The organism is Streptomyces sp. SID14478, from assembly GCF_010548525.1.
In the GTDB taxonomy this organism is placed as follows: Bacteria; Actinomycetota; Actinomycetes; order Streptomycetales; family Streptomycetaceae; genus Streptomyces.
Genome location: NZ_JAAGMG010001428.1, coordinates 1 through 10,158 on the forward strand (window position 1 = coordinate 1; position 10,158 = coordinate 10,158).

Below are 10,158 nucleotides of genomic sequence, written 5' to 3' on the forward strand. Positions count from 1 at the left end.
GGTCCACCTGGCGCGCGAGCCACGGGCCGGCGAAGGCGCCGGCCACCAGTCCGGTCGCGCCGAGCGCCCCGGCCAGCGCGTACGAACCACGGGCGCCGGATATCAGCATCACCGCGCTGATGCTGAACATCCCTTGCGGGAAGCGGGCGATGAGGTTGCCGAGGGTGAAGGCGCGGGCGCCGGGCACCGTGAACAGACGGGTGTAGGCGGCGGTCGGGGTCGCAGTGGGCATGCCGACAGCGTCCTGGCAGGTCAGGGCCCTGGTCCAACACTTACTCGGCGCCAATTGACGCACCTGTGTTGTAAGTTCGGCCGATGGTCACCGGTCCCCGCAGCGTCGAGCCGCGCCTGCTGCGCGCCTTTCTGGCCGTCGCCGACGAGCTGCACTTCACGCGCGCCGCCGCCCGGCTCTACGTCGCCCAGCAGGCGCTGAGCCGTGACATCCGGCGGCTGGAACGGGAGCTCGGCACCGAGCTGTTCGGCCGTACGACCCGGCAGGTCACGCTCACCGGGGAGGGCGCCAGGCTGCTGCCGTACGCGCGGCGCGCGATCGAGGCGCAGGACGCGCTGCTCGCCGCGTTCGCCCGGTCCGCGCCCGAGGCCCGGCCACTGCTCGTCGACGTCAACAGCCCCGGGCTCGTGCACGAGCGCGTCCTGGCGCGGGCGCGCGCACTCGCCCCGGACTGCGAGCTGATGGCCCGCTACGAGAGCGGGCTGACCGGCGCCGCCGCCGAGCTGCTCGCCGGGCGCATCGACGTTTCCTTCGGGCGCTTCGCCGGGCTCGACCCGGCCGTGCGGGCACGCCTCGACCAGCAGCCGATGCGCTACGAGCCGATGGCCGTGGTGCTCCCCGAGGACCATCCGCTGGCCGTCCTCGACGCCGTGCCGCTGGACCGGCTCGCGGGGGAGACGGTCTATGCGGGCGCGGGCAATCCGTGCACCCCCGAGTGGACGGACCTGGCCCGGCAGCTGTTCGCCGGGCGGGGCATCGCCGTCGCGCCGCCCGCGCCGCTCGCCGTCGGCGAGGAGGAGTTCCGGCGGATCATGGCAAAGTACCGGAATCCCGTACTTGCCGGGGTGGACTTTCCGGCCATGCCCGGGTCGGTGCTGCGGCCCCTCGTCGATCCCGTCCCGCTGTCACCGGTGTCACTGGTGTGGCGAAAGGGGCGCAAACACCCGGCAATTGATGCATTGCGGACGGCCGCGGCCGAACTTGCCGAGGAGGAAGGATGGCTGATGTGCCCGGAGGATGGGTGGATACCGGCCATCGATGCACTCATCATGATGAGTCGCGACTGACATCCGGACACGGGTGTCACTGAGGTGCGCTACATTCATGGTCCGGGCGCAGTGTGATAAGGGGGGCGCTCCGGTTCGGGTGGGGGCCCGGTCCGGACGACGAGTGCCCGGGGAGTCGTGCGCGCACCCATGAACATGTCCTTGGGGGGATGTGCGTACGGTGGAAAATTGGCGAGAAGACGCCCTGCCCGGGCAAACCCATGATCCGAACGAGGTGACGGTCCAACTCGACGGCGCAGGACGCCAGTTGGGGGACCTGCTCGGGGCGGGCGCGGGGCCGCGGCGGTCGGCGAAGGCGTCGGGCGACGACAAGGAAGTACCCGTTTTCGTCGACGACTCGGGGCGGCGCAGCCGCACGTTCCGGCGCGTCGGTGTGGCCATGGGCCTGGCCTGCGCTGTGTACGCGGTCGTCATCGTGATCACCCTGCTCTCGGGGAACTCGAGCGCGCCCTGGCTGCCGATGCCGTCCGACCAGAAGGGCGGTTCGGAGAAGGTCGACACCAAGCCGCTGCTGCCCGCCGAATCGGCGACGCCGTCGACGTCGCCGGGCGGGACACCGGACCCGAGCGGGTCGGCCACCGCACCCGGCGCCTCGGGTTCACCGGGTGCGAGCACCTCGCCGTCCAAGGGCGCGGACAAGGACGCGTCGGACAAGCCCGACCCCAGGACCACCTCGCCCGGCAAGCCCACGAAGGGCACGACGCCGCCGCCCGGCAGGACGACACCGCCCGTGGTCGACCACTCCACGCCTCCGGTGGACGACACGACGCCGCCGGTCGACGAGACCACCGCGCCCGTCGACCCGCCCGCGACCGAGAACCCGCCGGCCGGCGGCACCGGTACCGACACCGTCGCCGACGGCGGCCCCGCGCCCCGGCCCGTCGGCCAGAGCCCCGGCGACGGGCCGTCGGCCCTGTCCGCCGCGTCCCCGGAAAGCAGCGTCCTGTAGATGTCCCACGGCACACACTCCCGGCGCCGCGCGCCCCGGCGACGGTTCCCCCTGCGCTACCTCCTGCCCGCGCTGCTGCTCGTGGCCATGATCGCGATGCTGATGATCCGTGGCTACGTGCACAGCGAGATCCTCGCCGACCACCGCATCCAGCCGGAGGCGGCCACCGACAAGGTGCCGGAGAAGATCCTCGACGGCGGCCCCGTCATCGACACCCGCGGCGGTCAGGAGACCAGCCGCAGGATCGACGACCACAAGCTGGTGCTCACCTTCGACGACGGGCCCGACCCGGAGTGGACCCCGAAGGTCCTCGACGTCCTCAAGGAGCACCACGCGCACGCCGTCTTCTTCGTCACCGGCACCATGGCCTCGCGCTACCCGGACCTGGTGCACCGCATGGTCGCCGAGGGCCACGAGGTCGGCCTGCACACCTTCAACCACCCCGACCTGTCGTACCAGTCGAAGAAGCGCATCGACTGGGAGCTGTCGCAGAACCAGCTGGCGCTCGAAGGTGCGGCGGGCGTGCGCACCTCGCTGTTCCGGCCGCCGTACTCCTCGTTCGCCGACGCCATGGACGACAAGTCCTGGCCGGTGACCAAGTACATCGGCTCGCGCGGCTACATCACGGTCGTCAACAACACCGACAGCGAGGACTGGAAGCGCCCCGGCGTCGACGAGATCATCAAGCGGGCCACGCCGCACGGCGGCAAGGGCGCGATCGTCCTCATGCACGACTCCGGCGGCAACCGCTCCCAGACCGTCGCCGCGCTCGACCGCTTCCTGCCGCAACTGCAGGGCGAGGGCTACCGGTTCGAGAACCTCACCGAGGCCCTCGGCATCGCCAGCGCCCACACCCCCGTCAGCGGCGTGGAGCTGTGGAAGGGCAAGGCGTGGACCTACGCGGTCCAGGCCTCGGAGAACATCACGGGCGTCCTGGTCGTCGGGCTCGCCGTCATCGGGGTCCTCGTCATGGGCCGCTTCGGCCTGATGCTGATCCTCTCCGCGGCGCACGCCCGGCGCGTGCGCCGACGCGGCTTCGCCTGGGGCCCGGCCGTCACCGAACCGGTCTCGGTGCTCGTCCCGGCGTACAACGAGGCCAAGTGCATCGAGAGCACCGTCCGCTCGCTGATGGCCAGCGAGCACCCCGTCGAGGTCCTCGTCATCGACGACGGCTCCACCGACGGCACCGCCCGCATCGTGGAGGACATGCGGCTGCCGCACGTCCGCGTGGTGCGCCAGCACAACGCGGGCAAGCCCGCCGCGCTCAACAGAGGCCTGGCGAACGCCCGTTACGACCTGATCGTGATGATGGACGGGGACACGGTCTTCGAACCGTCGACCGTGCGCGAGCTGGTCCAGCCGTTCGGTGACGCGCGCGTGGGCGCCGTCGCGGGCAACGCGAAGGTGGGCAACCGGGACTCGCTGATCGGCGCCTGGCAGCACATCGAGTACGTGATGGGCTTCAACCTCGACCGCCGCATGTACGACATCCTGCGCTGCATGCCGACGATCCCGGGCGCCGTCGGGGCGTTCCGCAGATCGGCGCTCCAACGCATCGGCGGCATGAGCGACGACACGCTCGCCGAGGACACCGACGTCACCATGGCGCTGCACCGCGACGGCTGGCGCGTGGTCTACGCGGAGAAGGCCCGCGCCTGGACCGAGGCCCCGGAGTCGGTCCAGCAACTGTGGTCGCAGCGCTACCGCTGGTCGTACGGGACCATGCAGGCCATCTGGAAGCACCGCCGCGCCCTGATCGAGCGCGGCCCCTCCGGCCGCTTCGGCCGCGTCGGACTGCCGCTGGTGTCCCTGTTCATGGTCCTGGCGCCGCTCCTCGCACCGCTGATCGACATCTTCCTGCTGTACGGGGTGGTGTTCGGCCCCACCGAGAAGACGCTCGTGGCCTGGCTCGGGGTGCTCGCCCTCCAGGCGGTCTGCGCGGCCTACGCTTTCCGGCTCGACAAGGAACGCATGACGCACCTCATATCCCTCCCGCTCCAGCAGCTCCTGTACCGGCAGCTGATGTACGTCGTGCTGCTGCAGTCCTGGATCACCGCGCTCACCGGCGGCCGGCTGCGCTGGCAGAAACTGCGCCGCACGGGCGCCCTCGGCTCGGCGCCCGGCGCCGTGCCGCGCCAGCGGACCGCCTCGGTGACCGGTGACGACAGGAGGCCGGTGGCATGACGTATCCCCCGTACGGAGAGGGCTCCGGTGTCAACAGGCAGCCGGGGCACGGCGGTTGGCCCGCGCCGGCCGCATCGGACTCCGGATGGCCGCAGGCGCCGGTGCCCGCGCAGCCCGGGTCGCGCGTCGCCTACGTACCGCAGGACGTGACCGCACAACAGGACCTCGCCGCACAGCCGGACGTGACCGCACAGCAGGACGTGCCGCGCCGGCTGGATGCCACGAGCCCGCTGCCGAAGGCCGCACCCAAGAAGCCCGGCCGGGACCGCTACCTCGACCTGCTGCGCTCGATCGCGCTCGTCCGCGTCGTCATCTACCACCTCTTCGGGTGGGCGTGGCTGACGGTGCTGTTCCCGTCCATGGGCGTGATGTTCGCGCTCGCCGGTTCCCTGATGGCCCGCTCGCTGAACCGCCCTGCGCTCGGCGTGATCCGCGGCCGCATCCGGCGGCTGCTGCCGCCGCTGTGGGCGTTCAGCGCACTGGCGCTGACACTGCTGCTGCTCGGCCACTGGAACCCCGGCAAGGATCCCGACACCGGGGGCACCTGGGGCTGGCTCGGGATCGTCGACTACGTCATCCCGATCGGTTCCCCGGCCTACCCGTTCGAGGTCGCGAACCCGCCGGGCTTCCTGGAGGGCAGCTGGGCCGAACAGGCCATCGGCCCGCTGTGGTACCTGCGCGCCTACCTGTGGTTCGTCCTCGCCTCGCCGCTGCTGTTGTGGGCGTTCCGCAAGGTGCCGTGGGCGACGCTGCTCGCGCCGCTGGCCCTTACCGCCGTCGTCGGCACGGGCCTGGTCACCATCCCCGGCAGGACCGGGGAAGCGGTCACGGACTTCGCCGTCTACGGCAGTTGCTGGGTGCTGGGCTTCGCCCACCACGAGGGGCTGCTGGCCAAGGTGCCGAGGTACCTGGCGGTCTCCTGTTCGGCGCTGCTCATGGCCTTCGGCCTGTGGTGGGCCCAGGGACACCTGACCGAGGAGGGCTGGGACCTGAACGAGATCCCGCTGGCCCAGGCCGCCTGGTCCCTCGGGTTCGTCGTCATCCTGCTGCAGTACTCGCCCTCGTGGCAGCAACTGCCCGGGCGTCTGGCCCGCTGGGACAAGCCGATCACGCTGGCCAACAACCGGGCCGTCACGATCTACCTCTGGCACAACTTCCTGATCATGGCGACGTTCCCGCTGATCGACCTGCTCTACTCGCTGCCCTTCATGGACGAGCGGCTGAGCTCCGCGCTCGACACGACGTACATGGTCTGGTCGCTGGTCCTCGTGTGGCCGCTGATAGCTCTGGCGATCGTGGGCGTGGGCTGGATCGAGGACCTGGCGGCCAAGCGCCCGCCGCGCCTGTGGCCGGACGGCCGCAAGAGAAAGCAGAAGCGGCACTGAGGCCGGGCACGGTGGCCGGGTCCCGAGGTCAGGGGCCGGGGCCGGTGCGGGCTCTCCCCTGAGCCTCACGGCCCGCCCCCGGGGTGGGTGAGAGCAACGTTCCCCGCCGGTCATCGCACGCCACAGTCCGGAAACCCGGCCTCCCTACCTTCGGTTGTCCCAGCCGTAGACCGTGACCTGGAGGCGTGCCATGGCTACCCGCAGCCGTAGCTGGATCGAGCGGTGGGACCCCGAGGACGAGTCGTTCTGGCAGCAGACGGGCGCCAAGGTCGCCCGGCGCAACCTCGTCTTCTCCGTCCTGTCCGAGCACATCGGGTTCTCCGTGTGGACCCTGTGGTCGGTCATGGTCCTCTTCATGGGCCCCGAGTACGGCATCGATCCGGCGGGGAAGTTCTTCCTCGTCTCGATGGCCACGCTCGTCGGCGCGTTCGCGCGCGTGCCCTACACCTTCGCCGTCGCCCTGTTCGGCGGCCGCAACTGGACGGTCGTCTCGGCGAGCATGCTCCTCGTGCCGACGGTCGTCGCCTTCGTCGTGATGGAACCGGGCACGTCCTACACCACGTTCCTGGTGTGCGCGGCGCTCACCGGCGTCGGCGGCGGCAACTTCGCGTCCTCCATGACGAACATCAACTCCTTCTTCCCGATGAGGCAGAAGGGCTGGGCGCTCGGCCTGAACGCCGGCGGCGGCAACATCGGCGTCCCCGTCATCCAGCTCGCCGCGCTCGCCGTCATCGGCGCGGACGGCGGCCCGCGCGTGCTGCTGGGCATCTACATCCCGCTCATCGCCGTCTCGGCGCTGTGCGCGGCCCTGTTCATGGACAACCTGGCGACGGTGCGGAACGACACCGGCGCCGCGAGGGAAGCCGCCAGGGACGCCCACACCTGGATCATGTCGTTCCTCTACGTCGGCACGTTCGGGTCGTTCATCGGCTATTCCTTCGCCTTCGGTCTCGTCCTGCAGACCCAGTTCGGCCGTACGCCGCTGCAGGCGGCCGGCGTCACCTTCATCGGACCGCTGCTCGGCTCGCTCATCAGGCCGGTCGGCGGCCGGCTCGCGGACCGGTACGGCGGCGCGCGCATCACCCTGTGGAACTTCGTGGGCATGGCCGTGGCGACGGGCGTGGTGGCGCTGGCGTCGGTGGCGGAGTCGCTGACCCTGTTCACGGTCGCGTTCATCGTGGTGTTCGTGCTGAGCGGGCTCGGCAACGGGTCCACGTACAAGATGATCCCCGGCATCTTCCGGACGAAGGCGCTGGCCAAGGGGCTCACGGGCGAGGAGGCCGCCGCGTACGGGCGGCGTCTTTCGGGCGCCTCCATGGGGCTGATCGGCGCGGTCGGGGCGCTCGGCGGACTCGGTATCAACCTGGCCTTCCGCCAGTCCTTCCAGACGGCCGGCACCGGCACCGGAGCCTTCGTCGCGTTCCTCGCCTTCTACGCGGTCTGCTTCGCGGTGACGTGGTCCGTATACCTTCGAGGTTCGGCCGCGCGTTCGGCGGCCGCAGCGACGACCGAGGCGAAGCCGCAGCTCAGCTACGCCGAGGTGTGAGCCGCGGGCGCGTAACACGGACGCAATCACGGCGATCCGGGGCTGTCACGGCGTGTTGACAGGCTCGGTCGCCCAAGCGGCGCAGCCACGACCGTCGAGCGGGACGAGACAGCATGTACGACGAACAGCAGGCCCCCGGGGCAGCCCGGCCGCACGGTCCGCTCGCGGGCTTCACCGTGGGGGTGACCGCCGCGCGCCGGGCCGACGAGCTGGGCGCGCTGTTGCAGCGCCGCGGCGCCACCGTGCTGCACGCGCCCGCGCTGCGGATCGTGCCCCTGGCCGACGACAGTGAACTGCTGTCCGCCACGAAGGAGTTGGTGGACCACGCGCCGGACGTGGTGGTGGCGACGACGGCCATCGGCTTTCGCGGCTGGGTCGAGGCGGCCGACGGCTGGGGCCTGGGCGAGGACCTCGTCGCCCGGATGCGCGGGGTGGAACTCCTCGCCCGCGGGCCGAAGGTGAAGGGCGCGATCCGCGCCGCCGGCCTGACGGAGCAGTGGTCGCCGTCGTCGGAGTCGATGGCGGAGGTGCTGGAGCGGCTGCTCGCCGAGGGGGTGCAGGGGCGACGCGTCGCCGTGCAGCTGCACGGCGAACCGCTGCCCGGATTCGTGGAGGCGCTGCGCGAGGCCGGGGCCGACGTGGTGGGGGTGCCGGTGTACCGGTGGATGCCGCCCGAGGACATAGGCCCGGTCGACCGGCTGCTCGACGCGACGGTGACGCGAGGGGTGGACGCGCTGACCTTCACCTCGGCGCCGGCGGCGGCGTCGCTGCTGAACCGTGCCGAGGAGCGCGGGCTGCTGCCGGAACTGCTCGACGCGCTGCGCCGCGACGTCGTCCCGGCCTGCGTCGGCCCGGTGACGGCGCTGCCGCTGCAGGCGCGGGGCGTGGACACGGTGCAGCCCGAGCGTTTCCGGCTCGGGCCGCTCGTCCAGCTGCTGTGCCGTGAACTCCCGGCCCGCGCCCGCACGTTGCCGGTCGCCGGGTACCGGGTGGAGATCCGCGGCCACGCCGTCCTGGTCGACGGGGAGCTGCGGCCGGTGCCGCCGGCCGGGATGTCGCTGCTGCGGTGCCTGTCGCGACGGCCCGGCTGGGTGGTGTCCCGGGCCGACCTGCTGCGGGCGCTGCCCGGGGCGGGTCGCGACGAGCACGCGGTGGAGACGGCGATGACCCGGCTGCGGTCCGCGCTCGGCGCGCCCAAGCTGATCCAGACGGTGGTGAAGCGGGGGTACCGGCTGGCGCTGGACCCGGCCTCGGCGGACGCCAAATACGCGGACGTGTAGGCCGGTCGGACCCGTGGGGGCGTCACGCCCGCCGCCCCCACACCACCATCGCCCGCACCAGGCAGCCCAGGGACACCGTGCACAGCACCGCCCGCACCGCGTTCCACGCCACCCACGGGTCCTCGAAGTCGTCCCGCACCCGCGCCGGGTCGGCGATCCGCGCCGGGTCGCCCGCGTCGGCCAGCGCGTCGTTCATCGGCACGTTCACCCCGGAGGTGATCAGGAACGCCACCACGTACACGACGAGCGCGGCCAACACCCAGACCAGCAGCGCCCGTTGGCGGCGCACCCGCCAGGCGGCGAAGCCGGTCAGCAGCAGCGCCCCGATGAAGCTCAAGAAGAACACGGGGTTCTGGATGACCTCGTTGATGTTCTGCATGACCTCGATGTACGTACGGTCGTCGCTGCGCGCCAGGGCGGGCATCACGGCGCAGGAGAAGACGTAGAAGGCCCCGGCGATCAGGCCCATGGCGACCGTGGCCGCCCCGAGTACGAAACCGTTGATCCGCTTGGTCGTTGTCATGACTCCAGTCAAGGCGCGGCCGGTCCGCGCCGACATCGTCGAGCCGCGCAGTCCCATAAGCGAGCGTCCACCGCCGGGACGTACGGTACGGACATGCTGATCACTGACGACATCGAACTGCGCCGCGCCGTGCCCGGGGACGCCCAGGCCCTCGCGGACGCCGCGATCCGCAACGTCGGGCATCTGCGCGCGATCGAGCCGTACCGCGCCGAGGAGTACTACACGGCCGCGGGACAGCTCGCCCGGATAACCCAGCCGGGCAGCGCGACCTGGCTGCTGCTCGACGGGGAGAAGGTGGTCGGCCGCCTGATGCTCAGCGGGATCGTGCTCGGCCCGCTGTGCGGCGCCAGCCTCGGCTACTGGACGGACGGCGACTACCTGGGGCGCGGCCTGATGCCGGCCGCCGTCGAGGAGGTCTGCCGCGTCGCCCGCGACGAACTGGGCCTGCACCGCATCGAGGCGGGCACCCTCACCGACAACAAGGCGTCCCAGCGCGTCCTCGCCAAGTGCGGCTTCGTCGAGTACGGCCTGGCCCCCGACTACCTTCACGTCAACGGCGCCTGGCGCGACCACGTCCTGTTCCAGCGCATCCTGCACGAGGACCCGCCGGCCCACGTCCCGCGGTAGCCCGCGGCACCGGGGGTTCCGGCCGGGCGCCGGGGCGGGCACTGTAGAGGACATGGCAGCAGTACCCACCGGCCCCATCCCCCACGAGCTGCGGTTCGACTCCGGACGCCTCTGCCTGGACCTCGTCGCCACCGCGGACCCCGACGAACGCCTCACCTCCACCGACCGGCTGCGCGCCTGGCTCCTGGGCGCCGGACTCGTCCCCGAACCCGCCGAACTGCCCGCGTGCGCCCCGTCCTGGCTCGCCGCCTTCCGCGAACTGCGGGGCCACATCGGCCAGTTGGTGCGCGGTGAGCTCGCCGGCCGCCCGGCCGCCGCCGCCCTCGAACGCGTCAACCTGCTCGCCCGCGCCGCCCCACCCGCCC

Annotated in this window: 9 protein-coding genes and 1 pseudogene; 8 read left to right on the plus strand and 2 right to left on the minus strand. The window is 71.8% G+C overall.

All coding sequences use genetic code 11. The features are described from left to right. Positions 1 to 232, minus strand: a pseudogene (locus G3I40_RS44960) (MFS transporter); the annotation flags it as partial. A gap of 83 nt (positions 233 to 315) precedes the next feature. Between G3I40_RS44960 and G3I40_RS44965 the strand changes: the two are divergent. From G3I40_RS44965 to G3I40_RS44990, 6 genes are all read left to right on the plus strand, one after another. After that, entirely contained in the window at positions 316 to 1,299 is a 984-nt protein-coding gene (locus G3I40_RS44965; RefSeq protein WP_164560549.1) for a LysR family transcriptional regulator, read from the plus strand. Between the two features lie 214 nt (positions 1,300 to 1,513). Continuing rightward, on the plus strand, positions 1,514 to 2,248 hold the full coding sequence (locus tag G3I40_RS44970) for a hypothetical protein (RefSeq protein WP_164560550.1): 735 nt from the start codon (positions 1,514 to 1,516) through the stop codon (positions 2,246 to 2,248). Continuing rightward, the gene (locus G3I40_RS44975) at positions 2,249 to 4,432 is read left to right on the plus strand and encodes a glycosyltransferase (RefSeq protein WP_164560551.1); all 2,184 of its coding nucleotides are present in this window, start codon (positions 2,249 to 2,251) and stop codon (positions 4,430 to 4,432) included. It begins immediately after the preceding gene. Continuing rightward, entirely contained in the window at positions 4,429 to 5,817 is a 1,389-nt protein-coding gene (locus G3I40_RS44980) for an acyltransferase (RefSeq protein ID WP_164560552.1), read from the plus strand. Before G3I40_RS44975 ends, G3I40_RS44980 begins: the two co-directional genes overlap by 4 nt. Before the next feature lie 190 nt (positions 5,818 to 6,007). Further along, positions 6,008 to 7,363, plus strand: a complete 1,356-nt coding sequence (locus tag G3I40_RS44985; RefSeq protein ID WP_164560553.1) for a nitrate/nitrite transporter — start codon at positions 6,008 to 6,010, stop codon at positions 7,361 to 7,363. 113 nt (positions 7,364 to 7,476) lie between these two features. Beyond that, the gene (locus tag G3I40_RS44990; protein WP_164560554.1) at positions 7,477 to 8,643 is read left to right on the plus strand and encodes a uroporphyrinogen-III synthase; all 1,167 of its coding nucleotides are present in this window, start codon (positions 7,477 to 7,479) and stop codon (positions 8,641 to 8,643) included. Positions 8,644 to 8,665: 22 nt separating this feature from the next. On the opposite strand, the gene G3I40_RS44995 is transcribed toward G3I40_RS44990, so the two are convergent. Beyond that, positions 8,666 to 9,166 carry an anthrone oxygenase family protein gene (locus G3I40_RS44995; protein ID WP_239092322.1) on the minus strand — a complete coding sequence of 167 codons (501 nt, stop codon included), beginning with the start codon at positions 9,164 to 9,166 and terminating at the stop codon, positions 8,666 to 8,668. A 93-nt stretch (positions 9,167 to 9,259) separates the two neighbouring features. Here G3I40_RS44995 and G3I40_RS45000 point away from each other — a divergent pair, with 93 nt between their 5' ends. Both G3I40_RS45000 and G3I40_RS45005 read left to right on the plus strand, forming a co-directional pair. Next, positions 9,260 to 9,793: a GNAT family protein gene (locus G3I40_RS45000; RefSeq protein ID WP_164560556.1), complete on the plus strand. Its 534-nt coding sequence runs from the start codon at positions 9,260 to 9,262 to the stop codon at positions 9,791 to 9,793. Positions 9,794 to 9,845: 52 nt separating this feature from the next. Beyond that, positions 9,846 to 10,158 (plus strand): ABATE domain-containing protein (locus G3I40_RS45005; RefSeq protein ID WP_203645947.1); only part of this gene is annotated, 313 nt, incomplete at its 3' end.

What these genes read in the sequence shown, in the direction of transcription:
- G3I40_RS44985 (WP_164560553.1), top strand. Translation starts at nt 6,008, where the DNA reads ATGGCTACCCGCAGCCGTAGCTGGATCGAGCGGTGGGACCCCGAGGAC.
- G3I40_RS44965 (WP_164560549.1), top strand. Translation starts at nt 316, where the DNA reads ATGGTCACCGGTCCCCGCAGCGTCGAGCCGCGCCTGCTGCGCGCCTTT.
- G3I40_RS44995 (WP_239092322.1), bottom strand. Translation starts at nt 9,166, where the DNA reads ATGACAACGACCAAGCGGATCAACGGTTTCGTACTCGGGGCGGCCACG.
- G3I40_RS45000 (WP_164560556.1), top strand. Translation starts at nt 9,260, where the DNA reads ATGCTGATCACTGACGACATCGAACTGCGCCGCGCCGTGCCCGGGGAC.
- G3I40_RS44990 (WP_164560554.1), top strand. Translation starts at nt 7,477, where the DNA reads ATGTACGACGAACAGCAGGCCCCCGGGGCAGCCCGGCCGCACGGTCCG.
- G3I40_RS44980 (WP_164560552.1), top strand. Translation starts at nt 4,429, where the DNA reads ATGACGTATCCCCCGTACGGAGAGGGCTCCGGTGTCAACAGGCAGCCG.
- G3I40_RS44975 (WP_164560551.1), top strand. Translation starts at nt 2,249, where the DNA reads ATGTCCCACGGCACACACTCCCGGCGCCGCGCGCCCCGGCGACGGTTC.